Raw genomic sequence first — 26,800 nt, forward strand, 5'->3', positions numbered from 1 at the left:
GCATCCGTCGGGTGAACGACAGGGTTTCTGCCAGTGACGGATGCCGCGGGCGCGTCAGGCGGTGAGAGCGGCGACCGCTTCAGCGGCTGCGAGCGTCGTGCGCTCACCCGATCGGCGATCCCAAAGCTCGACCTGGCCATCGGCAGCGCCGCGACCGACGATGAGGATCCACGGGACGCCCACGAGCTCGGCGTCGCCGAACTTGACGCCCGGGGAAACCTTCGGGCGGTCGTCGAGCAGCACGTCGCGGCCAGCCGACTCGAGGTCGACGGCGAGCTTCTCCGCGAGGTCGAAAGCCACGGCATCCCGTCCCGTCGCGACGACGTGGACGTCGAACGGCGCGATGGACTCGGGCCAGACGAGACCGCGGTCGTCGTTGTTGAGCTCGGCGAGGATCGCGAGGATGCGGGTCACGCCGATGCCGTAGGAACCCATCGTGACGGTGACGAGCTTGCCGTTCTCGTCGAGGACCTTCAGCCCCAGCTTCTCGGCGAAGAACCGGCCGAGCTGGAAGACGTGACCAATCTCCATGCCGCGTGCGAGCTCCACGGGGCCGGAGCCGTCGGGGGCCGGGTCGCCGGCGCGGACGTCGGAGATGTCGACGACGCCGTCGGCGACGAAGTTGCGGCCGGCGACGACGGAGTGGGCGTGCTTCTCGTGCTCGTTCGCGCCGGTGACCCACGCGGTGCCGGGGACGACGCGGGGGTCGACGAGGTAGCGGATGCCGGTGGTCGACTCTTCGCCCAGCACGGCTCCCGCGGCGGACCAGGGACCGATGTACCCCTTGACGAGGCCCGGGTGCTTGGCGAAGTCGGCCTCGGTGGCCGCCTCGACGGCGGCGGGCGCGAAAGCGACCTCGGCCCGCTTGTCGTCGATGTCGCGGTCGCCCGGGAGCCCGACGATGACGAGCTCGCGCGTGCCGTCGAGGTGGGTGAGGGCGAGCACGACGTTCTTGAGCGTGTGCGCTGCCGTCCACGACGAGGCGCCGTCGGTCGCGGGGCCGGCGATGCCGGGCGCGGGGGCGTCGAGGTGGGCGTTCGAATGGGCGACGAGAGTGTCGATCGTCGGGGTGTTCGGGGAATCGAAGACGACGGGCGACCCCTCCGCGATCGGAAGCGCGTCGGGAACGACCGTGGTGAACGCCTCGACGTTGGCTGCGTATCCCCCGGCAGACCGGACGAACGTGTCCTCGCCGACCGCGATCGGGTGGAGGAACTCCTCGCTCCGGGCACCGCCCATGAGGCCGTTGTCGGCAGCGACGATCACGTACTCCATGCCGAGGCGGGTGAAGATGCGCTCGTAGGCGTCGCGCTGCGACTGGTACGACACGTCCTGCCCGGCGTCGGTGTAGTCGAAGGAGTAGGCATCCTTCATCGTGAACTCGCGGCCCCGCAGGAGGCCGGCGCGCGGACGTGCCTCGTCGCGGTACTTGTCCTGGATCTGGTAGATCGTCAGCGGCAGGTCCTTGTAGGACGAGTAGAGGTCCTTCACGAGGAGGGTGAACATCTCCTCGTGGGTGGGGGCGAGCAGATAATCGGCGCCCTTGCGGTCCTGCAGCCGGAAGATGCCGTCGCCGTAGGACGTCCAGCGGCCCGACTCCTCGTACGGGTCACGCGGCAGCAACGCCGGGAAGTGCACCTCGAAGGCGCCCGCGTTCGCCATCTCGTCGCGGATGATCGCCTCGAGCTTCGCCTTGACGCGCAGGCCCAGCGGCAGCCAGGTGAAGATGCCCGGGGCGGCGCGGCGGATGTAGCCGGCGCGCACCAGCAGGCGGTGACTGGTGACCTCGGCGTCGGCCGGGTCTTCGCGGAGCGTGCGGAGGAAGTATGTCGAGAGACGGGTGACCACGAGGATCAAGTCTAGGTGCGTGGACCAGGCGATCGCGGCGGTGAGGCGCTTAGCCTGGAGGGATGCCTACCGTGCTGCTGACCGGATTCGAACCCTTCGCGGGTGACGCCGTCAATCCGTCCGGGGATGCGGTCCGCGCCGTCGCCGACAGGTGGACGGGATCCGAGCGCCTGATCGTCGACGTCCTGCCTGTCACCTTCGACGGCGCGACCGCGCGCCTGGCGGCTCTCCTCGACGAGTACCGACCCGATGTCGTCATCGCGACCGGTCTCGCGGGTGGCCGGGACGCGGTCACGCCCGAGCGGATCGCGGTGAACCTCGCCGACGCGACGATCGCCGACAACGCCGGCCACCGACCGCAGGACGCCCCCGTCGTCGACGGCGGACCCGCCGCCTACTTCGCGACGCTCCCGGTGAAGGCGATCAGTGCGGGCCTGGTGGCCGGCGGCATCCGCTCGACGGTGTCGCACACTGCCGGCACGTTCGTCTGCAACGCGGTGATGTACGCCGCACTCCACGCGACGACCGGCACGCCCGTCCGCGCCGGTTTCGTGCACGTGCCGTGGGCGAGCGGGACGGGCCCGGAAGGGACGCCGTCGCTGCCGCTCGAACAGATCGTCGACGCTCTCGAGACGGTGATCCGCGTCTCGCTCGCATCAGACGGCGACCTCGATGCGCCCGGCGGCACCGTCAGCTGAGGACACGGATCGTCAGTCGGCGAGGAGATCCTCCGCAACGGCGCGGAGGTCGTCGACGCCGAGCCCGCGCTGCGCTGAGGACGTTCGGCCTTCGATGAGGATGAGATCGGCTACTCCGCGAACCAGGAGCCGTGCCTCGTTGTCCCCCTCCACCTGCTGCGCATCCGCGGTGCCGATCGGCGCCCGCGTCCCGCCCAGTCGCGCCGCCTCGGCGTTCCACCGATCCGCCGCTCCCGGCACGATCACGACGCCGAGCTCGCGGAAGTCGGTCAGCTCGGACCAATCGCACGCGCGGACGAGACCGGCATCCTCCATCACTCGACGGTCGAAGGGGAGATTTCCTTCCATGATCGGATCGGGATAGACGGTTTCCGCCCGCAGGACGGCTGCCGGGTCGATCGTTTCGGCCAGGTCGCTGCACGAGGGGGGCGCGGCAACGGCCGCGGCGATGGGTGCCTGGTCGGCCCCGAGGACGGCGACGACGGCCGCGTCTCGGAGCTTCGTGACGGTTGCGGTCGTCGAGGGCGACTTCTCCGACGCCTCGAACGCAACCGCCACCTTCATGTCCTCGGCGGTGCCGGTGCCGATGCACTCGACCCCGTCGTACGACGGTTCGCATGTCGCAGAGTCTTCGGCTGCTACGGACCCCGCCCGCTCCGCGGGCAGCACGACGATGGTGCCGGCGAGGTCGTTCGAACGGAAGTCGCACAGCAGGCCGCCGGCCGCCTCGGCAGCCGTCGACCACAGACCGTCGGATTCCGTCGCTTCGGCAGCGCCCGCGACATCTGCCAGGGCCGGATCAGCCAGGAGGTCATCGCAGGTCGACGCCACACCCTGCGCTGCCGGCGTCGTCGCCTCCGGCGACGGGGTCGGCGCGGTCGTCGCCGAGGCCTGCGCGCCCGCCGAGCCAGACGGCGGCGGAGGAGCGGCCTGCGGCCCCGCACATCCGGTCACGAGGAGCGTGGCGAGCGCAGCGACCCCGCTAACCGTGATGATCCGTCGACGAGTGCGCTTCCCCCATTGGTGCATGACGGGATCCTATCGGGCGGGCGAACGGCGCTGCGCACGCCGCACCGGGGCACTCGCGCTCTTGGGTTCGGCGGTCAGCGGCCGAAGATGTCGTCGAGTCCCGGCAATCCGAATCCGCCGAGGTTCTCACCGAAGCCGGCGACCTGATCACCCATGCCGGTCACCTGCTCTCCGATGCCCGACACCGCCTCCCCGGCGACACCCTCGAGGTCGACGCCCTGCGCGAGAGCGTCGAAGTCGACGCCCAGTCCGGCCGCCTGCGCGAGAAGCGGTCCCGCGACCGAGGTGAGGATCGCACCGCCGGCGACCGCGCCGAGGATGCCGACGCCCGCGCCGATCGCCGCACCACCGGCGAGGCGACTCGCGCCGCGGCCTCCGCCGGCGCGCGCGAGAAGCCCCTTGAGCATTCCCGGTCGCGTGGCCTCACCGCGGGCCGCAGCCCGGGCGAGATCGGACGGGGACGAGGAGCGGGGACGCTCGTGGGGCGGCAGTTCCGCGGCCATCCGAGCCTCGAGGTGGGCACGCTGCTCGGGAGTCAGCCGCGCGAAGGCCTCCTGGTGGATCTGCTCGACCTGATGCGGGTCGGCGGTCTGCAGCAGGTAGTCGTACCGGGCGATCGCCTGACGATCGGCGGGCGAGAGGTCAGCGGTCGATGCGGATGCCTGGCCGCCGGGCGCGGGCGGCGGGGTGAGCGGCGTCGCCGCCGCACGCGGGGCGCCGGCCCCCCCGGGAGCGGTCGTGCCCGCGGGGCGCCCGTCGCCGATGAGCGCGTCGGCCGCAGATCGGGCCATGCTGCGCCAGTCCCCCGAACGCGAGGACGGTGCCGAGGATGACGCCGTGGCGTCGGACCTCGAGTCGAGTGCCTTCGTTGCCATGCCGATCAATTTGGAGAGCTTGCTCATACCTGTGACGGTATGCGTCGGCGCTATGGGGTGCCTGGACGGCAGCGAGCATTCCGCTGACCGGCGACGACACCGTCCTACACTGACGGCGTGCCCTCCCGCCGTGCGCGTCTCGTCTCCCCCGTCCAATCCGAGCTGAGGGACGCCCTCACCGCCCTCCGCCTCGAGTTCGACCTCCACGACGGCTTCTCGCCGGAGGTCCGGATCGAGGCGGAAACCGCGGCGAGGACCGTCTCCGTCGAGCCGACGGGATCGGGGCTGGCGGACCTTCGCGGCATCCCGTTTCTCACGATCGACCCGGCGGGATCGACCGACCTCGATCAGGCGTTGCACCTCGAACGGACCGGTGACGGCGGCGGCATCCTGCACTATGCGATCGCCGACGTACCTGCGTATGTCGAATTGGGCGGCGCCGTCGACGCCGAAGCACGCAGGCGAGGCCAGACGATCTACGCTCCCGACGGCCGCATCCCGCTCCACCCTCCCGTTCTCAGCGAGGACGTCGCGTCCCTGCTCCCGGACCGCGACCGCCGTGCGTACGTATGGCGCTTCGAGCTGGATGCCGGGGCCCGCCCCCGTGCGACGTCGCTGACCCGCGCCGTCATCCGCTCCCGCGCGCAGTGGTCCTACGTCGACGCGCAGGAAGCGCTCGCGCGCGGAGATGCGCCCGATACGCTCCGGCACCTCGTCTGGTTCGGCGACGAACGGGCCAGCCGGGAGATCGAGCGCGGCGGCGCCAGCCTCAACCTGCCCGAGATCCGCGTCGTCACCTCGGCGGACGGGTACGCCCTGGAGGCCGACGAGGGCGTCCCCCTCGAAGACGCCAACGCGCACGTGTCACTTCTGACCGGGATGGCTGCGGCAGAACTCATGATCGCCGGGAAGGTGGGGATCCTCCGCACGATGCCCCCGGCATCCGACGAGGACGTCGCGGCGTTCCGCGCGCAGACCGTCGGATTCGGGCTGCCGTGGCGCGCCGGCATGGCGTACGGGGAGTACCTGCGGGATCTCCCCCGCACTCCGGCGGGCCGGGTCGTCCGCGAGCACGCCGCCGGCCTCTTCCGAGGGGCCGGGTACGCGGCCTTCGACGGCGAACTTCCTGCGCTGACGACACAGGCCGCGATCGCCGCGCCGTACGCGCACGTGACGGCCCCGTTGCGACGACTCGTCGACCGGTGGTCGCTGCTCGTCTGCGACGCGCTGGCCAACGGACGCGAGGTGCCGAGCGAGGTCCGCGCGTCCCTCGCAGATGTGCCGGAGGCGATGGCGAGGTCCTCGCGGATCGCGTCTCAGGTCGATGCGGCAGCCATCGAGCGAGTCGCCGCTGCCGTGCTCACCGGCCGCGAGGGCGAAGAGTTCGACGCTGTCGTCCTCCGGCAGCGCGAGAACGGGGCGCGCGTGGCGCTCGCGTCGCCCCCGCTCGAGACCGTCGTACCGGGTGTCGACTCCGAGCCGGGGAGCACGGTCCGCATCCGACTCGTGTCGACCGACATCGGTACGGGGAGGAACGAGTTCGCGCTCGCCTGAGCGCGTCGATTTGCGCGGCGTCCGCTCCTAGTGTGCAATATATTGCATGCCTGTACCTGCTACCGCTCTCCCCCCACGCGGTCTCCTCAGAGACGAGGTCCGCACACGCCTTCGCGATGCGATCGTCGACGGGACTCTCGCCCCCGGCGAGCAACTCCGCGATCTGGAGCTCTCCACGTGGCTCGGGGTGTCGCGGACGCCTGTCCGCGAAGCGCTCCTCGACCTCGCCCGCTCCGGCCTCGTGCTCGCACAGCCCGGCCGCTCCACGATCGTCGCCCCGATCGACGGACGAGCGGCGCGGGATGCCGCCGCGGTCGTCGCCGCGATGCACCGCATCGCCGTCGTGGAAGCGACGCCGCTGTTCACCGACGACGACATCCAACGGATGCGGGACGCGAACGACGCGTTCGTCGCTGCCCACGCCGCCGGCGACACCGCGGCAGCGCTCCGGGCGGATCACGACTTCCACGCCGTCGCGGTCGACCGGGCGGACAACGAGGCGGTCCGCACGGTGCTCGCGCTGTACGGCCCCGTGCTGGAACGCGCCGAGCGACTCCGGTTCTCGTCCGATGACGCTGATGCGTCGGCTGTCCGCCACACCGAACTCATCCGCCACTGCGCAGCTCGCGACGCTCAGGCGGCCGCCGCCGTCGCCGAGGGCCTGTGGCTCGACCTGCTCGCCGACACCATCCCCCAGGAGACCGCATGATCCTCGACCAGTTCCCCCGGCATCCGCTCACCTTCGGGCCGAGCCCGATCCACCACCTGAAGCGGCTGACGCAGCACCTCGGCGGCGCCCAGGTGTGGGCCAAGCGCGAAGACGTCGCCAGCGGTCTGGCGTTCGGCGGCAACAAAACCCGCAAGCTCGAGTACATCGTGCCCGACGTGCTCGCCAGCGGCGCCGACACCCTCGTGTCCATCGGCGGGTACCAGTCCAACCACACCCGTCAGGTCGCCGCGGTCGCGGCCCACCTCGGACTCAAGGCACGCCTCGTGCAGGAGAAGTGGGTCCCGTGGGACGAGCCGGTCAACGACAAGGTCGGCAACATCCTGCTCTCCCGGATGATGGGCGCCGACTCGAGGCTCGACGACGCCGGTTTCGACATCGGCATCCGTGATTCCTGGAAGCAGGCGCTGCAGGACGTCGAGGATGCCGGCGGCACCCCCTACCCGATCCCCGCCGGAGCTTCGGAGCACCGCCTCGGCGGTCTCGGTTTCGCGAACTGGGCGTTCGAGGTCGCCGAGCAGGAGAAGCAGTTCGGCGTGTTCTTCGACACGATCGTCGTCTGCACCGTGACCGGATCCACCCACGCCGGCATGATCGCCGGCTTCGCGGCGCTCGAGGACCTCACGGGCGTGAAGCGCCGCGTCATCGGCATCGACGCCTCCGCCACCCTGGAGAAGACGCGGGATCAGGTCGCCCGCATCGCCCGCAACACCGCAGCGCTCATCGAGCTCGGCCGTGACCTCCGCGACGACGAAATCAACGTGCTCGAGGGGTGGGCGGGCGAACTGTACGGCCTCCCGGTCGAGTCCACCATGGCGGCGATGGCGCTCGGCGCCCAGCTGGAGGCGATGATCACCGACCCGGTGTACGAGGGGAAGTCGCTCGCGGGTCTCATCGACCTCGTGACAGACGGCGACATCCCGAAGGACTCGACGGTCCTGTACGCCCACCTCGGCGGTCAGCCCGCGATCAACGCCTACCACTCCCTCTGGAGCTGACGCGGAGAGGATGCCGGGGGTGCAACCCTCGGCATCCGTGTCGTGTCAGGAGGTGACGACCTGCGCGGTGCCCAGAGGCGCGTCCGGGCCCATCTCGGCGGCGAGGCGGTTCGCCTCTTCGATGAGCGTCGCGACGATGTCCGCCTCGGGAACGGTCTTGACGACCTCGCCCTTGACGAAGATCTGGCCCTTGCCGTTGCCGGACGCGACACCGAGGTCGGCGTCGCGCGCCTCGCCCGGACCGTTCACGACGCAGCCCATGACGGCGACGCGGAGCGGCACGGTCATGTCCTTGAGGCCCTCGGTGACGTTGTCGGCGAGCGAGTAGACGTCCACCTGCGCGCGTCCGCACGACGGGCACGACACGATTTCGAGCTTGCGCTCCCGGAGGTTGAGCGACTGGAGGATCTGGTGACCGACCTTGACCTCTTCGGCCGGCGGCGCCGACAGCGAGACGCGGATCGTGTCGCCGATACCCTCGCCCAGCAGGATGCCGAAGGCCGTCGCGCTCTTGATCGTGCCCTGGAATGCGGGGCCCGCCTCGGTGACGCCGAGGTGGAGGGGCCAGTCGCCTCGCTCGGCGAGCAGGCGGTAGGCCTTCACCATGACGACGGGGTCGTTGTGCTTGACCGAGATCTTGAAGTCGTGGAAGTCATGCTCCTCGAAGAGGGATGCCTCCCACACAGCGCTCTCGACGAGCGCTTCAGCGGTGGCCTTGCCGTATTTGTCGAGGATCCGCTTGTCGAGCGATCCCGCGTTGACGCCGATACGCAGCGACACGCCTGCGGCCTTCGCCGCCGCGGCGATCTGACCGACGTTCCCGTCGAACTCGCGGATGTTGCCCGGGTTCACGCGCACCGCGCCGCAACCGGCGTCGATGGCCGTGTAGATGTAGCGGGGCTGGAAGTGGATGTCGGCGATCACCGGGATTTGGCTCTTCATCGCGATGATCTTGAGCGCGTCGGCATCCGCCTGGTGCGGCACCGCAACACGAACGATCTCGCAGCCCGAGGCGGTGAGTTCAGCGATCTGCTGGAGCGTCGCATTGATGTTCGTCGTGGGCGTCGTCGTCATGGACTGGACGCTGACCGGCGCGTCGCCGCCGACGAGGACCTTGCCGACCTTGATCTGACGGCTTTTGCGACGAGGCGTGAGGACCTCCGGCACGCGGGGCATCCCGATGTTGACAGCTGGCACGACTCCAGCCTAAGCCGCGCAGGCCCTGGCGGCACGGTGCCTGACCGCGAGGATGCCGCCAAAGGCGCCTGTGGTAGGTTCACCCCATGTTCGCGAACCGCACCTGGTGGCGCTCCGCCTGAGGCGGACGCTGCGAGCATCCCGACGACCGCCTGAGCTGACAGCCCGGCGGTCGTTTCTCGTTTTACCGGCGACCGCCCCGAACGGAAGATCCCCCATGTCCGGTACCGCCCCGATCATCCTCGCCGACCTCGCCGCCCGCGGCATCCCCTTCGCGCTCCTCGCTCGCGATGGAGAGACGGTCGAGGTGCTCACCGGCGACGTCGTCGACGTCGACCTGCTCGCCGACATCCCGCTGACCGATGCCGCGGGCTCGGCCCGCGAGGTCCTCGCGCTGGTGCCCTTCCGCCAGGTCGTCGAGCGCGGTTTCGCGTGTCACGACGACGCCGCGCCGCTGCGCTGCCTCGTGGTCGGCGAGCGCCACTCGCTTTCCCTCGCCGACGCGCTCGCGCAGTTGCCGACCGACCGCATCCCGCTCGAGGACGCCGGTTTCGACATCGACGACGAGGCGTACGCCGACATCGTGCGCCGTGTCATCGCGGAGGAGATCGGCCGCGGCGAGGGGGCGAACTTCGTCATCCGCCGCGACTACACCGCGAGCGTCGGCGGCGATCCGCTGACGGCGGGACTCACCTGGTTCCGCGCCCTCCTCGAGCACGAGCGCGGCGCGTACTGGACGTTCCTCGTCTCGACGCCGGACCACCTCGCCGTCGGCGCGAGCCCCGAGGCGCACGTGAGCGCCCAGGACGGCATCGTCACGATGAACCCGATCTCAGGGACGTTCCGCCACCCGGCGGGCGGGGCGACGGCCGAGACACTGACTGAGTTCCTCTCCTCAACGAAGGAGACCGAAGAGCTCTTCATGGTGGTCGACGAGGAGCTCAAGATGATGTCGGCCGTCTGCAGCGACGGCGGCCGCATCACGGGGCCGCACCTGAAGGAGATGTCGCGCCTGACGCACACGGAGTACATGCTGCGCGGGACGAGCACGATGGACCCGCGTGACATCCTCCGCGAGACGATGTTCGCCCCGACCGTGACCGGCTCCCCGATGCAGAACGCGTGCACCGTGATCGCGCGGCACGAGCAGAGCCCCCGCGGGTACTACTCGGGCGTCGCCGCTCTCTTCACGCCGCGCGCTGACGGCGGCCACGACCTCGACGCCCCGATCCTGATCCGCACCGCCTACGTCGTCGACGGCCGACTCCGGGTGCCCGTCGGGGCGACCCTCGTGCGTCACTCGGACCCGTACGGCGAGGTCGGCGAGACCCACGGAAAAGCCGCCGGCGTGCTGGGGGCGATCGGTGCCATCCCGCGTGACATCGTCGTCGCTCCCGTGGACGAGGACGCTCCTGCCGTCGCCACCCGCCCGCTGGGCGAGGACCCCGCGATCGCGGAGCTGCTCTCGTCCCGGAACGCCCGACTCGCGGCGTTCTGGCTGAACCCGCAGGGCGAGCCCGAGCGCGGTCCGTTCGCGGGCACGCGCGCTCTGGTGGTGGATGCCGAGGATCGCTTCACGACCATGCTCGCCCATCAACTCCGTCACCTCGGATTCGATGTGACGATCTCGCACTGGTCCGAGGCGTCCCGCGACGCCGTCGCCGCGGCGGACCTCGTCGTCTCAGGCCCCGGCCCCGGCGATCCGCGTGACGAGGACAGTGAGCGCATCGCACGCATCCGCGAGGTCGTCGCCGCACGCCTCGACGCGGGCGCACCCCTCCTCGCAGTGTGCCTCAGCCACCAGGTCCTCGCGAACCGGCTCGGTCTGGACCTCGCCCCGCTGGCGAGCCCCCACCAGGGGCTGCAGAAGACGGTCGACGTGTTCGGGACCCCGGCATCCATCGGGTTCTACAACACCTTCACCGCGCGCGTCGCACCCGGCGTCGACCGCGTGGGTGCGACGGAGATCGCCGCTGATCCGGACACGGGCGACGTCTATGCACTCCGGGGTGCGGGGTACGCGTCCGTGCAGGGCCACCTCGAGTCGATCCTGTCGCGAGACGGTCTCACGACCCTCGAGCGTCTCGTCGCTCACGCGCTCAACCCCGTCGAGGGCTGAACGCCGGGCTCAGCCCAGCAGCTGGACCGGGTTGACGATGTCCGCGAGGATCAGCGTTCCGCCCATGAGCACGAGCGCGATCACCACGACGAAGGTCACGGGCACAAGTCTCGTCGCGTCCACCGGACGCGGGGGGCGTCGCCCGGCCACCCGGGCCCACACGCGCTTCAGCCCGTCCCACAGCGCGACGACGATGTGTCCACCGTCGAGGGGCAGCAGCGGCACGAGGTTGAACACGAAGAGGGCGATGTTGAGGGAGCCCAGGAGCGCGAGCATGCCCGAGACCCGGTTGAGGATCGGCGCCTCCGTTGCGGCGACCTCACCCGCGAGGCGGCCGGCGCCGACGACGGACAGCGGCCCGTTCGGGTCACGGCCGGCACCGGTGACCGTGTCGACGGCCGTCTGGTAGATGCGCGCCGGGAGCTGCCAGATGATCCCGACGACGCGGCCGGTCTGTTCGAACGCGGCCTGCGGCCCCGCCCAGATCGGCTGCGGCACGAACGCCACGGTGGCCGTCATGCCGACGAACCCGACCTCCGCGGTCTGCGTCGAGCCGTCCGCCGCGGCGACCTCGCGCGTGGCGGAGACGGGCGTGACCTGGAGGGTCTGCCGTGCGCCGTCGCGTTCCACGGTCACGGGGATCGTGGCACCGGGCGACTTCTGGATGATCGCCGACGCCGCCGCGAAGGTGTCGACGGCGGTCCCGTCGACCGAGACGATGACATCGCCCGGACGGATGCCGGCGGCCGCCGCCGGGGACGCGGGGTCCCCGTCCGCGCAGGCAGTCTGGGACGTGCCCGCAGGCAGGACGCATTCGTTCACCGACGCGATCGTGGTGGTCGCGGTCTGCGCGCCGATGCCCGAGAACATGATCGCGAACAGGATGATGGCGAGGATCAGGTTCATCGCCGGACCGCCGAGCATGATGATCACGCGCTTGTAGACCGGCAGGCGGTAGAACGCCCGGTCGGCGCCGTCGCCCTGCAGGGTCTCTTCGTTGACCGTGCGCGCGTCCTGGATCATCGTCTCGAACAGCCGGCGGCGACGAGGAGGACGGCCTTCCGCTTCCGCCTCCGCGGACCGGGGCGAGGGCGGGTACATCCCCGCCATCGAGATGTAGCCCCCGAGGGGCAGGAGCTTGAAGCCGTACTCGGTCTCGCCTTTCCGACGGGAGAAGATCGTGGGACCGAAGCCGATCATGTACTGGCCGACGCGCACGCCGAAGGCCTTCGCGGGTGCCAGGTGGCCGACCTCGTGGAGTGCGATGGATACGGCGAGCCCGAGCACCAGCACGACGACGCCGATGATGAATGCGAGAACGGTCACGAGCCGACACGCTACCCCCGCACGCTATGAACCGGCGATGACGTCGCCTGCCGCCGCGTCGGCGCGGCGGATCTAGGCTGGAGGGGTGATCTCCCGCCCCGCCGACTCGCGCCACGTGCGCGCCGTCCGCGCGGGCGGGGCAGCATCGATCGCGACCCTCACGGCGGCGGCCGCCCACACCCTCGGCGGGGGCATTCCGCCCGCACCGTGGCTCGTGGTCGCGGTGACGCTCCTGGCCTGGCCCGTCGCGCTCCTGATCGTCGGCGCACGCCCGTCGGCGCTGCGCACGGCGACCGCCGTCGCCGCGGCGCAGGCCCTGCTCCACAGCGCCTTCGCGCTCGTGGGCGATGCCGCCCCGCGGAGCGCCGCCCTCGCCGGGCATCACCACGGCACCGCTCTCCTCGGCCCCGTCACCGGCACCTCGATGCCGCTCGACGCCGCCATGCTCACCGGCCACGTCATCGCCGCGATCCTCACCGCGGTGGCGGTCTGCCACGGCGAACGGATGCTGCGCGCCGTGGCCCGCGGCATCCGGGAACTCCTGCGTCCCGCCGCCATCGTCGTCCTCCAGCCGACGCCGACGGTCCCCGCGGCCGCCACGTCCTCGACTCGCGGCCCCCGCCCGCGGCTCATCCTCGCCGACCTCTCCCGCCGCGGACCTCCCCGCTGAGCCGGCCGCCGACCACGCGGCACATCGCTCACCACTCACTCGCGGGCCCATCCCCGCATCCCACCGGGAGATCACGACCATGACCATTCGTTCCGCGCGCCGCTCGGCGCTCACCCTCAGCGGCATCGCCCTCGGCGGCGCCCTCGTCCTCGCCGCTCCCCTCGCGGCATCCGCCCATGTCCACGTCCACTCCGACGACGCCGCCGCCGGGGCCACGTCGCGGCTGGAGTTCTCGTTCAGCCACGGCTGCGACGGCGCCGCCACCACCGCGCTCGTCTTCGACGTCCCGAAGGGCGTGGACAACGTCACCCCCGTCGTCGACGCGTCGTGGAAGATCAGCCGGACCCTCGGGGCGAACAACGTCCCCACCCAGGTGACCTACACCGCGGTGACGCCCATCGAGGACGGGCTCGCCGCCTCCGTGTCGCTCGACGCGCTGTTCTCCTCGAAGGTGGGCGGCACCGACATCGCGTTCCCCGTGACCCAGAAGTGCGTGACCGGGGAGACCGCCTGGACGCAGATCGCGAAGGACGGCGAGGATCCCGAGACGCTCGAGTCGCCGGCTCCGGTCGTCGCGGTCGCGCCGGCCTCCGCGGCGACCGCATCGGAGCACGACGGCGACCACGACGGTGACGACGAAGGAGCAGCCGCTGCTCCCGCGGCAGCTGCGACCTCGTCCGACCAGCCCGTCGCGACGTGGCTCGGCGGCGGCGCACTCGTGCTCGCCGGTACCGCGCTCGTCGTCGCACTCCTGAACCGCCGCCGGGTCTGAGCCGGGTCGGCCGGAGGCCGGGTGCGATGATGGAGGGACCATGCAGAACCCCTCCGCTCCGCCCCCCGTCCTCCGGCCGTCGGATCCGCCGACGGTGCCTCTCGCCGACGTCGCGGCCCACCTGGGCGCCGTGTCCGAGGTGAACCTGGACGGCGTCTCCGCCCGCGGCGTGACGCTCGCCACGGCGGACCTGCGGCCGGGTGAGGTGTTCGTCGCCGTCCGCGGCGTGCACCGGCACGGTGCCGAGTTCGCGCGCGACGCGATCTCGAAGGGGGCCGTCGCGATCGTGACGGATGCCGACGGTGCCGCCCTCCTCGCAGGCGCCGCGGTTCCCGTCCTGGTGGTCGACGATCCGCGCGCCGTCCTCGGCGAGCTGTCCGCGCTCGTCTACGGAACCGGAGCGGATGCCGCCCTTCCGCCTCTTCTCGCGGTCACCGGCACGAACGGCAAGACGAGCGTCACGCATCTCATGGAGGGGATGCTGCACGGGCTCGGCGTCGTGACCGGGCTGTCCTCCACGGCGGAGCGCCACATCGCCGGCGAGGTGATCCCCTCTCGGTTGACGACACCCGAGGCATCCGAGATGCACGCGCTCCTCGCGCTGATGCGCGAGCGGGATGTCGAGGCGATCCTCGTAGAGGTGAGCGCGCAGGCCCTCACGCGTCACCGCGTCGACGGGCTGCACTTCGATGTCGCCGGATTCACGAACCTGTCGCACGATCACCTCGACGACTACGGCGACATGGGTGCCTACCTCGACGCCAAGGCAGCCCTCTTCACACCGGCGCGCTCACGGCGTGCGGTCGTCTGCGTCGATCAGCCCGCAGGCATCGAGATCGCGGCGACCGCCGGCATCCCGGTGACGACGGTCGTCACCCCCGCCATCGCGGCGGATCCCACCGTCGCCGCCGACTGGCGGGTCGAGATCGTCACGGAAACCCCCGAGGGGACGACGTTCACGCTGACCGGCCCCGCCGGCGCGCTCACCACGACGGTGCCCGTGATCGGACCGCACATGGCCTCCAACGCGGGCCTCGCCATCGTCATGCTGCTCGAGGCGGGCTGGGAGTGGTCCGCTCTCACCCGACTCGTCGGCGACGGGCGCATCGACGCGCACCTGCCGGGACGCATCCAGCGGTTGTCGGGCGAGCGCGGACCGGCCCTCTACCTCGACTTCGGGCACTCCCCCGACGCGTTCGAGAAGACGCTGGATGCCGTGCGCCGGGTGACCCCCGGCCGCGTCGTGATGGTCTGCGGCGCCAACGGCGATCGCGACACGACCAAGCGCGCCGATATGGGCGCCGTGGCTGCTCTCGGGAGCGACATCCTCATCGTCACCGACCAGCACCCGCGGTCGGAGGATCCCGCAACCATCCGACAGGCGCTCATCGACGGTGCGCTGGCCGCGAGGCCCGACGCCGTCATCCACGAGGTGACGCCGCCGGAGGACGCGATCGCGACCGCCGTCTCGCTCGCGGGCGACGGCGATGCGATCCTGTGGGCAGGTCCCGGGCACCAGCATTACCGCGAGATCAACGGCGTGCGGACCCCGTTCGACGCCGCGGGCGCCGCGCGGGACGCTCTCCGCGGCGGCGGGTGGCCCGTTCCCGACTGACCGGGCTCAGCGTGCGGCGATGAGTCGGTCCGCCGTCTCACGGGCCCACCGCTCGGCGGCGGCGAGGGACTCCCTCGTCAGCTCCGCGGGCGGCTCGTGGGCGTCGACGACGCGCGCGATCGTGTCGACGATGCCGAGGAACGGCAGAGCGCCGTCGTGGAAGGCGTCGACGGCCTGCTCGTTGGCGGCGTTGAAGACAGCAGGGTAGGTGGCCCCCGCGACCCCGACCTGCTTGGCGAGCGCGACGCTGGGGAAGGCCTCGGCATCCAGCGGCTCGAAGGTCCAGCTCGACGAGGTCGTCCAGTCGAGCGGGGCCCCCACGCCCGCGACCCGATGCGGCCAGTCCAGCGCGAGGGAGATCGGCAGCCGCATGTCGGGTGGGGATGCCTGGACGATCGTCGACCCGTCGACGAACTCCACCATCGAGTGGACGATCGACTGTGGATGCACCGTGACGTCGATGCGGTCGTACGGGACGTCGAAGAGGAGGTGCGCCTCGATGACTTCGAGCCCCTTGTTCACGAGGGTCGCGGAGTTCGTGGTCACGACGCGGCCCATGTCCCAGGTTGGGTGGGCGAGCGCTTCGCGCGGGGTGACGTCCTCCAGCTGCGCACGTGAGCGTCCGCGGAACGGTCCACCGGAGGCGGTGAGCACGAGCCGCTGCACCTCGCCGGCATCGCCCGAGCGCAGGCACTGGGCGATCGCGGAATGCTCGGAATCGACCGGGACGATCTGACCGAACGCCGCGATCCTCGTCACGAGCGGACCGCCGACGATCAGCGACTCCTTGTTGGCGAGGCCCAGGATCGCCCCCGACTCGAGGGCCGCGAGCGTCGGCCCGAGCGCGACGGACCCCGTGATGCCGTTGATGACGACGTCGGTTTCGACGCTCCGCACGAGCCGCTCGGCGTCCGCTGCGCCCAGCGCAGTGTCGGCGACCCCGAACTCGTCCGCCTGGGCCTGCATTCCTTCGCGGTCGCGTCCGGCAGCCAGACCGACGACGTCGAATCGGTCGCGGTTCTGCCTGATGACGTCGAGCGCCTGCGTCCCGATCGAGCCGGTCGAACCCAGGATCAGGATGCGTCGCATGGCCCTCACCCTACCGGCGGGCGCCGAAGCACCCGCCGCGCGGTCACTCTGCGGGCGAGCCGGCGGTCGCCGACTGAGCTCCGAGGATGTCGATGACGAAGACGAGCGTCTCGCCCTTCAAGTCGGCCTCGTTGATCTTGCCTTCGCCATAGCCCTCGGCCGGCGGGATGACGACCAGCACCTGCGACCCGACCGCCTGACCTTCGAGGGCCTTCTGGAAGCCCGGAACGTACTGGGTCGTGGGGTAGGCGATGGGAGCGTTCTTCTCCCACGTGGTGTCGAAGGTCTTTCCGTTGGACCAGCGGACACCGTGGTACTGGATGAGCGCGTAGTCGCCCTTCTTCACGGTGTAGCCGTCACCCTTCTTCAGGGTCGCGACCTTCGTCTCGGTGGGCGGGTCCTCACCCTTCGGAATCGCCACCGTCGGGGCACCGTTCTTCGCGAGGGTCACCTTCGGGAACCCGGCGGGAGCTGCCTGCGACTCGCCCCAGGCTGCCGTCGGGACTGTCCCGAGGAGGTCGAGGACGTACACCTCGGCCTGTGCCTTGTCGGTGGCGGGGAAGGTGGCGACGACGCGCTTGCCGACGTTCCCGCATCCGAACACCTGGCCGAGGATCGTGCTGGCGGACAACTGCGACGGCAGGAACTCGCCCGGCTTGTAACCGACGGTCGCGAGCTCGTCACCCGTCTTGGCGTTGTACGCGGTCATCGCGTACGAAACGAACTCTCCCGGCTTGACGGCCTCGCCCTTACCCTCGTCGAGCACGGTCACCTCGAGGTTCTTGGGCTCGAGCGGAGTCTTGAAGGTCGCCTTCGAAGGCTTCCCGACGCTCCCGTCGACCGTGACGGAGTCGGATGCCTTGCCCGGAGCGGCGGCGGCGGCACAGAGATCGGCGGCCGCCGTGCCGGTCGGCTGAGCAGAGCCTTGACCAGACGCGCAACCGGCCAGCAGGAGGGCGGCTACGGCAGCGGCGGAGAGAGCGGCGAGAGGGCGGAAACGCACGAAAGAACCTCACAGAGTGATGGGGAGTCCCCTCATCCTCCCTCACCTTCTTTTGTCCGGGGTGTGAGTCGGCGAACGAATCCCCCACGACTGCACGTCGGCCATGTCCTGGCGTGCATGGGTTTGGCAGTACCCTCTTGTGGTGACCGAAGCGCCTGTTCCCCCCGAGACCCCCGCCGAGTCATCCGTCGATGAACTCGCGCGCGCCGGGGCTCTGTATTACCTGGTGCGCTGGGGTTTCGGTCCTCTCGCGCGGCTCATCTACCGCCCGCGGATCGAGGGCGTGGGGAACATCCCGCGCACCGGCCCCATCATCCTCGCGAGCAATCACCTGAGTTTCATCGACTCATTCGTGCTTCCGCTGTTCGCTCCGCGTCCCGTGTACTTCCTCGCCAAGTCGAGCTACTTCGACGGCACCGGCATCAAGGGGTGGATCAGCAACCGCTTCTTCCGTGCTCTCGGCGCGACGCCCGTCCAGCGCGGGGCGGGTCAGGCGGCTCTCGAGGCGCTCGATCAGCAGCGAAGGATCCTGCAGTCGGGCAAGGCCATCGCGCTCTACCCCGAAGGAACGCGTTCCCTCGACGGTCGTCTCTACAAGGGGCGCACGGGCGTCGCCTTCCTCGCCCTCGAGACCGGCGCCAAGGTCGTCCCCGTCGGGATCGTCGGGACGAACGACGCGATGCCCGTCGGCGCCAAGTGGCCGCGCATGTCGCCTCGGGTGACGATTCGCTACGGCGAGCCCATCGACCTCTCGCACCACGGCCCGGCGTCTTCGGGACGTGCCCGCCGTCAGGCGACGGACGACATCATGACCGCGATCCACTCTCTGTCCGGACAGGAGCTCGCCGGGTCGTACAACGAGGTGCCCGCGCAGAACCCGGTGGAGCGCCTCAAGCAGGTCCTTCCGCACGAGCGTCGCTGACAGCCGTCACCGTCGCCTCGTGGTGAACGGGGAAGTTGACCGAATTCGCGATGAAGCACCACTCGCGCGCCTGTCGGTGGGCGGCCTCAGCGGCCGGGACCATCGCGGCGTCCGCCACGGTGACACGCGGGTGAAGGGTGACCTCGCGGAAGGCACCGCCGCCCTTTCCGTCGAGCACCATCGTGCCGGTGGCGTCGTCTTCGTAGGCGGTGACGACCACCCCCGACGTGACGCACGCATGCAGGTACGAGAGCAGGTGGCACTCCGAGAGGGCAGCCAGCAGGAGGTCTTCCGGATTCCAGCGAGACGCGTCCCCTCGGAACGGCTTGTCGCTCGATGCGAGGAGTTCCGGCTTGCCGTCGACTCGAAGGGTGACCGCGCGGTCGTAGTCGCGGTACCCGCTCGTCCCGGTGCCGCGATCGCCCGTCCAGAGGGTGCTGACGCGGTAGTGATGTTCGTCGTACACGCGGCCAGTCTCGCACGCGACCGCCGCGAGAGGGCGGAGCGCGCTGAGTAGGCTGGACGGGTGCCTGAGACCTTCGCCGTGACGGATGCCGTCGAACTCGCCGTCGTCGAACGCAGCGGGTTCGTGGAGTCCCGCCACTCGGGTTCGGCGATCGTGCTCGACCCCGACGGCGTCGTCATCTCGTCGCTGGGAGCCGTCGACTCCCCGATCCTCCCCCGCTCCTCTCTGAAGCCCATGCAGGCGCTCGCGAGCGTGACCGCGGGAGCGACGCTCGAAGGCCCTCACCTCGCCATCGCCACGGCGAGCCATTCGGGAACCGACCGTCATGTCGCACTCGTGACCGACATCTTGAACGCCGCGGGTGTCGCGGAGGACGCCCTCCTCTGCCCGCCTGCCTGGCCGGGGGACGCCGCGGCACGCGACGAGATGACGCGCGAGCTCATCGGACCGCAGCGGGTGCGGATGAACTGCTCCGGCAAGCACGCGGCCATGCTGCTCGCCTGCCAGGCGAACGGGTGGGACATGGCGACGTACCTCGACCCGCAGCATCCGCTGCAGGTCCACACCCGCGAGGTCGTCGAGCGTCTCACCGGAACCAAGATCACCGCGACGGCGATCGACGGATGCGGGGCGCCGGTGCATGCGATGCCCCTCGCCGCCCTGGCGCGCGCGATCCATCGCATCGGGGCGTCCTCTGAACGATCGCCCTTCGCACTGCACCGCAGCGCCGGCGTCCTGGTTCGAGCGGTCCGCGAGCACCCGTGGGTGATCCAGGGGCCGGGGCAGCCGGACTCGATCGTCACCGAGCGTCTCGGAGTCTTCGCGAAGCACGGCGCGGAGGGCGTGATGGCGATGGTCGCCCCGAATGGGACGACGGTCGTCCTCAAGGTGCTCGACGGCAGCAATCGTGTCGGCGCTGTCACCGCGCTCACCCTGCTCGTCCGCGCCGGAGCCCTGCAGGCCGCGGATGTCGCGCGCACCCTCGGCGATCTTCCGCTGACGGTCACGGGCGGGGGCCGGGACGTCGGCGTCATCCGCCCCACCGTCTGACCCGCACTGTCACTCCGCTTCGAGCAGCACCCGACGAACCGGTCGATCGGGGGCGTGCAGCCACGCGCGCCCGGCTCCCGGAAGCGCGAACGGCGGCAGGTCGCGCGACCCGATGAGGGAACGGTACTCCGCGGCGCACGCGGCATCGATGACGAGGTCGGCGTCGGCACGAGCTGCGGCGAGCAGCCGCCACTGCGCGAGCCAGGCATCCGGCGGTCCGACGACTACGCCGCCGCGCTCCAACGACGCCTCGCCGTCGACGTAGCTCACCCGCACACCGAGGCGCTCCCACGCGGCCGACAGTCTGCGGAGGCGGGGCCCGGCGGGAACGACCACGGCCGCGGCGCGACGGCCGGGCTGCCACGCCGGCGGATCCTCGACAGGCGCGAGCAGCGCGGAGTCCCCTGCGTCGACCACCTGGACGAGCGTCCGCCCCAGACGCCCCCGGCCCGGCGGCAGGTCGGGCACGAAGTCCGCGGCCTCCCCTCCGGCGGCGACGTGATCCGCCCGGGACGCCGTCCCGAGGATGAGCCGTCGCGGAACGAGGTCGAGGATCCGCCCCACTCCGCCGCCCACTCGCTGCGTCGCGAGGACGAACCGGATGCCACGCGTCCGAGCTCCGCGCAGGGCGCTCTCGAGCGCTTCCGCCGCCACGGCCCCGTACTCCCCCGGCAGGGCTGACAGCGTCGCGTCGAGATCGTCGACGAGCACCGTGCCGCTCGGTGTCTGCGCGAGCGCGGTGAGGGCATCCCACGCCGCCTCGGGATCTCCCGGCACGACCCGTGCGGGCGTCTGAGCCGCGATGGTCCGGAGGACACCGGTTCGGCCGCTTCCGGGACCGCCGATGACCGCGAGCGTCGGGTCCGCCCAGACCACCTCTCCCTGACGCTGACGGTCGGGTTCGTCGGCGACGGCCAGGAGGACACCCTCTCGACGGCGCGTCGGATCGAGCGGGATCCGATCGGGCAGCGCGGGCAGCCAGGGCCGCCGCGCCCGTTCACCGGGGTGACGCTCCGCCGTCTCCGCGATGATGCCGCCGTCGCAGAGGGAGACGCGTACCGCTCGCGGCGCCGTATCTCGGGAGCGACGCACGAGAGCCGTCCCGCGGGCTTCGGGACGCCCCGACAGCCGACTGGCATCGTCGACGCCGAGGACGGCGCGCGAATCGCCCGCGTCGGCGACGCGGAGCGCGATGCGCAGTGGCGCGTTGGCGAGGACGGCGTCGCGGAACACGCCCGTGGCGCGCTGCGCCGCGAGGATCAGGTGGATGCCGAGTGCCCGCCCGCGTGCCGCCAGGTCACCGAACACGTCGTGCAGGACGGGATGCGCGGCGACGAGCGCCGCGTACTCGTCGACGACGATCACGAGCCGCCCCAGCGCGTCACCCGACTCGTCGATGTCGCGCGCGCCGATCGCAGCGAGGGTCCGCTCCCGATACCGCACCTCTGCGCGGAGGCTCTCGATCGCACGGACCGTGGTCGGCTCATCGAGATCCGTCAGCACCCCGGTGACGTGCGGAAGCGGTGTCAGGTGATCGAAGGTGCGCCCCCCTTTGAAATCGACCAGGAGTAGGCCCAATTGTGACGGGGTGTGGGCTGCGCACAGCGAGACCACCCACGAGGTGAGCAGTTCGCTCTTGCCGGCACCGGTCATCCCGATCACGACGGCATGAGGACCATCACCGACCAGGTCGAGAGGAAATACCGCGCCGCCGTCACTCGCGAATGCCGCCGGCAGGGCGCCGGTCCGCGCCGCGGGGGCCCCGCGGAGAGCATCGCGCAGCGTGAGCGTCTCGTCGGCGGAGTGCCCGAGTGCGCGGACAGCCCGCTCGGCGAGCAGATCAGCCACGAGCGCTGCCTGCTGTTCCGACGCGACGTCGACCGTCACTTCGCGGGATCGCCCGTCGAGATCGAGCCGGGCGGTCGTGGGACCGGTCAGCCGCAACACGGCTCCGCATCGGGGCGGCGGCGGCGCACCGTCGGGGACGACGACGATCGGAATATCCACGTCGGCTCCGACGATGCCGCCTTCCTCGAGGATCTGCAGGAGGGGTCCCACGGCCGCCGCACGGTGGGGCGTGGCATCCGCCCACCCGGGCCCGCCGTCCCCGATCCGCACCCTCCCGGGCGCGAGACACAAGAGGACTTGCAGAGCGAGGGCGCGGGCGACCGATGCGGCGAGGGGCCCCGGTCCGATGACGGCGACACCCGTCGTCAGCGGGACGAGGACCGGCGCATCGGCAATGAGGCCGGCACGCCGACGGAGGGCGGTCGCTGCCTCGTCGCCGTCGCCTCCGGAGATGCGGAGCGAGCTGGGATCCTCCCCCGACCCGATCACGAGCATCGCCTCGCGCTCGGGGACAGCCCGCCAGATCGATTCGGGACGGGCGAGGAAGCGAGCGACGTCCGGATGCGTCGCCCAGCGTTGTTGCCGCTCCTCGTCGTGCCGTCGGGCGATCTCCGCCTCGGCCTGCGCCAACTCGCGCGCGAGTGTCGCTGCTTCCTTCTTCGACGTCCGCTTCGATGTGCGCGCGGCGTCGGCGACGGAGGCCACGGCGATGAGGGGTCCGAGAGCCGCGAACAGGAGAGCGTAGGCGGAACCCGTGACCGCCCAGAGCACCACGGCCCCGATGACGGGAACGATCGCCGTGAGAAGCGGAAGCGGCGGGCGAGCCGGTGGAGCGGCACGACGCGGGAGGGTCAGCGGTTCGTCAGGAGCGAGGGTGGACACCCACCCACAGTGCGCGGCACCCGGCATCCGTCCCGAAGAATCGGCGCGTCCTGTGGACAGGACGCGTCAGGACGAGACTGGGGAGGAGATCTCGACCGTCGACGTGTCGTCGTCGGCCGACAGCAGACGCGTACTCACGACGATGATCGACACGTTGTCGCGACCGCCGTTCTCGAGCGCAGCTTCGAGCATCGCGTCGACCGCTGCAGCGGGATCCTCGTGCTGGAGCAGGAAGTGAAGGATGCCGTAGTCCGTGAGCTCCTTGGTGAGCCCATCACTGCACACGACGAACCGGTCGCCGTCGACGACTTCGAGGCGGACGTAATCGGGCACGACGCCGTCGCTCGGCCCCACGGCGCGGGTGATGACGTTGCCGTACGGGTGGTTCTCCGCCTCTTCGGGGCTGAGCCTGCCAGCGGCGATGAGCTCCTGGACGACCGAGTGATCCGTCGTCACCTGCGCCAGCGCACCGTCGCGGAGGAGGTACACCCGGGAGTCGCCGATGTTGAGGGTCACCCACGTCGGCTCGTCGCCGGTCAGATCCAGATAGACGCCGGTCACCGTCGTCCCGGTGCCGTCGTCGGTGGTCTCGGTGTGCGAGGCGATGTCGTCGACCGCGCGCTCGAGAGCATCCTCGATGATCTCGGGAGTGACGGTTCCCCGGGTCACCGCGGCGGACAACCGCTCGACCGTGCGAGAACTCGCGATCTCACCGCCGATGTGACCACCCATGCCGTCAGCGACGACGAAAAGGGGAAAGGCCGACAGCACGGCATCCTGGTTGTTCTCCCGGCGCCGGCCCTGATGGGTGACCTCGGCCCAGCGCACCTCGATGGAGCCCGTGACGGAGGAGACGACGCGGGATGAGGTGACGGCTTCGGGCACGCTCCCACCCTTCTTTCCTGATCGGTGCAGCGTCCTCACACTCTAGTGGACGCGATCCCCGTCATCTTGCGTCACTACCCGTTGCCATCACCTCCCCGGCAGCACTACGGTTTCGCTGAGGCAGCGCAGAGCCGCTGAGCGCCGCGCCCGCGGCCACGCCGAAAGAAGGGCACACCGATGTCAGACCCGAACACGCCGCCGCAGGGCGAACCCGCGTCTCCCCCTCCCGCAGGCAGCCCCACGCCCCCTCCGGGGCAGGCTCCGGGAGGGTATTCCGCGCCGCCCCCGCAGCAGCCGTACACGCAACAGCCCCCGCAGCAGCCGTACGCACAGCCGGCAGCCTCCGGTCCGCTCTCCCCGGATCAGGACAAGCAGTGGGCGTCGTTCGCCCACTTCGGTGGGATCCTCTGGTTCCTCCCGGTGCTGATCATCTGGCTCGTGTTCAAGGACCGCGGACCGCGCACGAACACCGAGGGGAAGGAAGCCCTCAACTGGCAGATCACGGTCACGATCGCCTTCATCGTCGCCAACATCCTGGCGCTCATCTTCAGCTGGATCCCTGTTCTCGGCTTGCTCGTGGGGCTTCTCCCGCTCGCCGTCTGGGTGGTGAACGTCATCTTCTCGATCCTGGGCGGCGTCCGCGTCAACGCGGGGGGCAGCTACCGCTACCCCGTGACGCTCCGCTTCATCTCGTAACAGACCGCACGACGAGCTCCAGCTCGCCGGCCGCCGATGGGCGCAGGACGATTCCCTCGTCCTGCGCCCATCGCATGAGGTCAGCAGGGCCCGAGACATCGGGGCGCGTCTGGGCGAAGCTGCGAACGAGCTCCCCCTTGGCGTGCTTGTTGAAGTGGTTGAGGGCGCGCACCGCGCCGTCCGGCCCCTCCGAGACGACGCGGACGTACGCCTGAGGAATGTCCGCCGGCACGGGGCCCAACGCGACGTAGGCCTCCGACCGCAGGTCGAGCACGAAGGACGGGGATGCCGCAGCGATCGCGGCATCGACGGCATCCGCCCAGACCGCACGCATCGCCGGCAGGCCGGGAACACGGATGCCGGCGCCCAGACGGTATGCCGGGAGCGGGTCGAGCGCCGCGACGACGCCGAACGGCGCGGAATGGATCGCGACGTGGGAGGCGAGCCAGCTGCGAGCCGCCTGCTCGAGGGTCGGGGCATCCAGCGCATCGAAGAGGACCCCGGTGTACCGATCGACAGCCGGGAGCGTCGGCGAGGTCCGGAGCGCGGCGTTCACGGCGACCTCCGCGCGCTGCCGTGCAGAGAGCTTCAGCACCCGAGCCGCGGCATCCTCGTCGGCGCTGAGCGCGACGAGCGCGTCGACGACACTCTCACGTTGTTCGACGAGCTCCGGGAATGCGAGACCGTCCGCCCGGAACGGCGGGCCGTCCCCGCCGGGCCGCTTGGTCTCGGACGGGGGCAACAGGATGAGCACGAAGACCTCCGGGAAATGCACAGCGCCGCCCGGCGAACCGGACGGCGCTGTGTGGAAAGGGTGTCAGGACTGCAGGGCTGCGTTCCCCGCCACGATGGTGAGCTCGTCGTTCTCCATCGAGAGGAAGCCGTCCTCCGCCGTCGCGACGATCTTCTCGCCGTTCGACTGCGTGATCCGGACCTGGCCCTCCGCGAGGATGGCGAGGACGGGCTCGTGGCCGGCCATGAAGCCGATTTCGCCCTCGACCGTCTTGGCGATGACGAGGCTCGCCTCGCCGTGCCAGACCTCCGCCTCAGCGGAGACGAGGGTGACGGTCAGCGCCATGTCAGCCGTTCTCCTTCTGGATCTGAGCCCACTTCTCTTCGACGTCGCCGATGCCACCGACGTTGAAGAACGCCTGCTCGGCGACGTGGTCGAAGTCACCCTTGACGATCGCGTCGAACGACTCGATGGTCTCCTTGATCGGGACCGTGGAGCCCTCGACGCCGGTGAACTTCTTCGCCATGTAGGTGTTCTGCGAGAGGAACTGCTGGATGCGGCGTGCACGCGACACGACGATCTTGTCCTCTTCGGAGAGCTCGTCGACACCGAGGATCGCGATGATCTCCTGCAGTTCCTTATTCTTCTGCAGGATCTGCTTCACCGAGGTGGCCACGCGGTAGTGGTCCTCACCGATGTAGCGCGGGTCCAGGATGCGGCTCGTCGAGGTGAGCGGGTCGATCGCGGGGTAGAGACCCTTCGATGCGATCTCGCGCGAGAGCTCGGTCGTCGCGTCCAGGTGGGCGAACGTGGTCGCCGGAGCCGGGTCGGTGTAATCGTCGGCGGGGACGTAGATCGCCTGCAGCGAGGTGATCGAGTGACCGCGGGTCGAGGTGATGCGCTCCTGGAGCACACCCATCTCGTCGGCGAGGTTCGGCTGGTAACCGACGGCGGAGGGCATGCGGCCCAGCAGCGTGGAGACCTCGGAACCGGCCTGCGTGAAGCGGAAGATGTTGTCGATGAAGAGGAGCACGTCCTGCTTCTGGACGTCGCGGAAGTACTCCGCCATCGTCAGCGCCGACAGGGCGACACGGAGGCGCGTCCCGGGCGGCTCGTCCATCTGGCCGAAAACGAGGGCGGTCTTGTCGAAGACCCCCGCCTCTTCCATCTCGGCGATGAGGTCGTTGCCCTCACGGGTACGCTCACCGACACCGGCGAACACCGACACACCACCGTGGTCCTGCGCGACGCGCTGGATCATCTCCTGGATGAGGACGGTCTTGCCGACACCGGCACCACCGAAGAGGCCGATCTTTCCACCCTGGACGTACGGGGTGAGGAGGTCGATGCTCTTGATGCCGGTCTCGAACATCTCGGTCTTGGACTCGAGCTGATCGAAGTTCGGCGCCTGGCGGTGGATGCCCCAGCGCTCGGTGATCTCGATGGTCTCGCCCGGAGCGGCGTTCAGGACGTCACCCGTGACGTTGAAGACCTTGCCCTTGGTGACGTCGCCGACGGGGACCGTGATGGGGCCGCCGGTGTTGCGCACTTCCTGGCCCCGGACCATGCCGTCGGTGGGCTTCAGCGAGATGGCGCGGACGAGGTCGTCGCCGAGGTGCTGTGCGACCTCGAGCGTGATCTCCGTCGACTCGCCGTCGATCGTGATCGTGGTCTTGAGGGCGTTGTAGATCTCGGGGATCGAGTCGTGCGGGAACTCGATGTCGACGACCGGGCCGGTGACGCGCGCGACGCGACCGACGACGGGGGTCTCCGTCTTCTCAGCGGTGAGGCTCATGGC

24 protein-coding genes are annotated in these 26,800 nt (G+C 70.5%); 11 read left to right on the forward strand and 13 right to left on the reverse strand.

Annotation, left to right across the window (positions count from 1 at the left end):
• Positions 1-54 precede the first annotated feature (54 nt).
• Positions 55-1,848 (reverse strand): proline--tRNA ligase, encoded by a 1,794-nt coding sequence (locus ABQ271_RS10430; RefSeq protein ID WP_349308694.1) that lies wholly within the window; start codon positions 1,846-1,848, stop codon positions 55-57.
• 62 nt (positions 1,849-1,910) lie between these two features.
• On the opposite strand from ABQ271_RS10430, the gene pcp reads away from it, so the two are divergent.
• Positions 1,911-2,546, forward strand: coding sequence for a pyroglutamyl-peptidase I (pcp, locus tag ABQ271_RS10435; RefSeq protein WP_349308695.1), 636 nt, complete (start codon positions 1,911-1,913; stop codon positions 2,544-2,546).
• Positions 2,547-2,558: 12 nt separating this feature from the next.
• On the opposite strand, the gene ABQ271_RS10440 is transcribed toward pcp, so the two are convergent.
• On the reverse strand, positions 2,559-3,575 hold the full coding sequence (locus ABQ271_RS10440; RefSeq protein WP_349308696.1) for a hypothetical protein: 1,017 nt from the start codon (positions 3,573-3,575) through the stop codon (positions 2,559-2,561).
• Between the two features lie 74 nt (positions 3,576-3,649).
• Complete coding sequence (locus ABQ271_RS10445; protein ID WP_349308697.1) at positions 3,650-4,477, reverse strand: cation-transporting ATPase; 828 nt, start codon at positions 4,475-4,477, stop codon at positions 3,650-3,652.
• A gap of 90 nt (positions 4,478-4,567) precedes the next feature.
• Between ABQ271_RS10445 and ABQ271_RS10450 the strand changes: the two genes are divergently transcribed.
• From ABQ271_RS10450 to ABQ271_RS10460, 3 genes are read left to right on the forward strand one after another with little or no spacing between them, the layout of a single operon-like run.
• Positions 4,568-6,004 (forward strand): RNB domain-containing ribonuclease, encoded by a 1,437-nt coding sequence (locus tag ABQ271_RS10450; protein WP_349308698.1) that lies wholly within the window; start codon positions 4,568-4,570, stop codon positions 6,002-6,004.
• 46 nt (positions 6,005-6,050) lie between these two features.
• Positions 6,051-6,713 carry a GntR family transcriptional regulator gene (locus ABQ271_RS10455; RefSeq protein WP_349308699.1) on the forward strand — a complete coding sequence of 221 codons (663 nt, stop codon included), beginning with the start codon at positions 6,051-6,053 and terminating at the stop codon, positions 6,711-6,713.
• On the forward strand, positions 6,710-7,729 hold the full coding sequence (locus ABQ271_RS10460) for a 1-aminocyclopropane-1-carboxylate deaminase (protein ID WP_349308700.1): 1,020 nt from the start codon (positions 6,710-6,712) through the stop codon (positions 7,727-7,729). The genes ABQ271_RS10455 and ABQ271_RS10460 overlap by 4 nt, the downstream gene beginning before the upstream one ends.
• 45 nt (positions 7,730-7,774) lie before the next feature.
• Here ABQ271_RS10460 and ispG read toward each other — a convergent pair whose 3' ends face one another.
• The gene (gene ispG, locus ABQ271_RS10465) at positions 7,775-8,926 is read right to left on the reverse strand and encodes a flavodoxin-dependent (E)-4-hydroxy-3-methylbut-2-enyl-diphosphate synthase (RefSeq protein ID WP_349308701.1); all 1,152 of its coding nucleotides are present in this window, start codon (positions 8,924-8,926) and stop codon (positions 7,775-7,777) included.
• Positions 8,927-9,143: 217 nt separating this feature from the next.
• Between ispG and ABQ271_RS10470 the strand changes: the two genes are divergently transcribed.
• Positions 9,144-11,045, forward strand: a complete 1,902-nt coding sequence (locus ABQ271_RS10470; RefSeq protein WP_349308702.1) for a chorismate-binding protein — start codon at positions 9,144-9,146, stop codon at positions 11,043-11,045.
• Between the two features lie 9 nt (positions 11,046-11,054).
• Here ABQ271_RS10470 and ABQ271_RS10475 read toward each other — a convergent pair whose 3' ends face one another.
• Positions 11,055-12,371, reverse strand: a complete 1,317-nt coding sequence (locus ABQ271_RS10475; protein WP_349308703.1) for a site-2 protease family protein — start codon at positions 12,369-12,371, stop codon at positions 11,055-11,057.
• Between the two features lie 85 nt (positions 12,372-12,456).
• Here ABQ271_RS10475 and ABQ271_RS10480 point away from each other — a divergent pair, with 85 nt between their 5' ends.
• The 3 genes from ABQ271_RS10480 (at position 12,457) to ABQ271_RS10490 (ending at position 15,428) form a co-directional block, all read left to right on the forward strand.
• Positions 12,457-13,041, forward strand: coding sequence for a hypothetical protein (locus ABQ271_RS10480; RefSeq protein WP_349308704.1), 585 nt, complete (start codon positions 12,457-12,459; stop codon positions 13,039-13,041).
• Positions 13,042-13,120: 79 nt separating this feature from the next.
• Positions 13,121-13,813, forward strand: a complete 693-nt coding sequence (locus ABQ271_RS10485; protein WP_349308705.1) for a DUF1775 domain-containing protein — start codon at positions 13,121-13,123, stop codon at positions 13,811-13,813.
• Positions 13,814-13,853: 40 nt separating this feature from the next.
• The gene (locus ABQ271_RS10490; RefSeq protein ID WP_349308706.1) at positions 13,854-15,428 is read left to right on the forward strand and encodes a UDP-N-acetylmuramoyl-L-alanyl-D-glutamate--2,6-diaminopimelate ligase; all 1,575 of its coding nucleotides are present in this window, start codon (positions 13,854-13,856) and stop codon (positions 15,426-15,428) included.
• A gap of 6 nt (positions 15,429-15,434) precedes the next feature.
• On the opposite strand, the gene ABQ271_RS10495 is transcribed toward ABQ271_RS10490, so the two are convergent.
• Positions 15,435-16,517 (reverse strand): 1-deoxy-D-xylulose-5-phosphate reductoisomerase, encoded by a 1,083-nt coding sequence (locus ABQ271_RS10495; RefSeq protein ID WP_349308707.1) that lies wholly within the window; start codon positions 16,515-16,517, stop codon positions 15,435-15,437.
• 43 nt (positions 16,518-16,560) lie between these two features.
• A complete protein-coding gene (locus ABQ271_RS10500; protein ID WP_349308708.1) occupies positions 16,561-17,520 on the reverse strand; it encodes an FKBP-type peptidyl-prolyl cis-trans isomerase in 960 nt (319 codons plus the stop codon).
• A gap of 142 nt (positions 17,521-17,662) precedes the next feature.
• Here ABQ271_RS10500 and ABQ271_RS10505 point away from each other — a divergent pair, with 142 nt between their 5' ends.
• Entirely contained in the window at positions 17,663-18,442 is a 780-nt protein-coding gene (locus ABQ271_RS10505) for a lysophospholipid acyltransferase family protein (protein ID WP_349308709.1), read from the forward strand.
• On the opposite strand, the gene ABQ271_RS10510 is transcribed toward ABQ271_RS10505, so the two are convergent.
• On the reverse strand, positions 18,411-18,908 hold the full coding sequence (locus ABQ271_RS10510) for an OsmC family protein (RefSeq protein WP_349308710.1): 498 nt from the start codon (positions 18,906-18,908) through the stop codon (positions 18,411-18,413). The two genes, ABQ271_RS10505 and ABQ271_RS10510, sit on opposite strands and share 32 nt — an antisense overlap.
• Before the next feature lie 60 nt (positions 18,909-18,968).
• Between ABQ271_RS10510 and ABQ271_RS10515 the strand changes: the two genes are divergently transcribed.
• Positions 18,969-19,958: an asparaginase gene (locus ABQ271_RS10515; protein ID WP_349308711.1), complete on the forward strand. Its 990-nt coding sequence runs from the start codon at positions 18,969-18,971 to the stop codon at positions 19,956-19,958.
• Between the two features lie 9 nt (positions 19,959-19,967).
• On the opposite strand, the gene ABQ271_RS10520 is transcribed toward ABQ271_RS10515, so the two are convergent.
• Together ABQ271_RS10520 and ABQ271_RS10525 are read right to left on the reverse strand one after the other, a co-directional pair.
• Positions 19,968-22,688 (reverse strand): FtsK/SpoIIIE domain-containing protein, encoded by a 2,721-nt coding sequence (locus tag ABQ271_RS10520; protein WP_349308712.1) that lies wholly within the window; start codon positions 22,686-22,688, stop codon positions 19,968-19,970.
• Positions 22,689-22,754: 66 nt separating this feature from the next.
• Complete coding sequence (locus ABQ271_RS10525) at positions 22,755-23,573, reverse strand: protein phosphatase 2C domain-containing protein (RefSeq protein ID WP_349308713.1); 819 nt, start codon at positions 23,571-23,573, stop codon at positions 22,755-22,757.
• A 177-nt stretch (positions 23,574-23,750) separates the two neighbouring features.
• On the opposite strand from ABQ271_RS10525, the gene ABQ271_RS10530 reads away from it, so the two are divergent.
• The gene (locus ABQ271_RS10530) at positions 23,751-24,269 is read left to right on the forward strand and encodes a DUF4870 domain-containing protein (protein WP_349308714.1); all 519 of its coding nucleotides are present in this window, start codon (positions 23,751-23,753) and stop codon (positions 24,267-24,269) included.
• On the opposite strand, the gene ABQ271_RS10535 is transcribed toward ABQ271_RS10530, so the two are convergent.
• From ABQ271_RS10535 to atpD, 3 genes are all read right to left on the reverse strand, one after another.
• Entirely contained in the window at positions 24,259-25,023 is a 765-nt protein-coding gene (locus ABQ271_RS10535) for a peroxide stress protein YaaA (protein ID WP_349308715.1), read from the reverse strand. The two genes, ABQ271_RS10530 and ABQ271_RS10535, sit on opposite strands and share 11 nt — an antisense overlap.
• Before the next feature lie 63 nt (positions 25,024-25,086).
• On the reverse strand, positions 25,087-25,347 hold the full coding sequence (locus ABQ271_RS10540) for a F0F1 ATP synthase subunit epsilon (protein WP_349308716.1): 261 nt from the start codon (positions 25,345-25,347) through the stop codon (positions 25,087-25,089).
• 1 nt (position 25,348) lies between these two features.
• Positions 25,349-26,797, reverse strand: coding sequence for a F0F1 ATP synthase subunit beta (gene atpD / locus ABQ271_RS10545; protein ID WP_349308717.1), 1,449 nt, complete (start codon positions 26,795-26,797; stop codon positions 25,349-25,351).
• Positions 26,798-26,800: the final 3 nt, after the last annotated feature.

Origin of the sequence: Microbacterium sp. MM2322 (assembly GCF_964186585.1) — a bacterium.
In the GTDB taxonomy this organism is placed as follows: Bacteria; Actinomycetota; Actinomycetes; order Actinomycetales; family Microbacteriaceae; genus Microbacterium.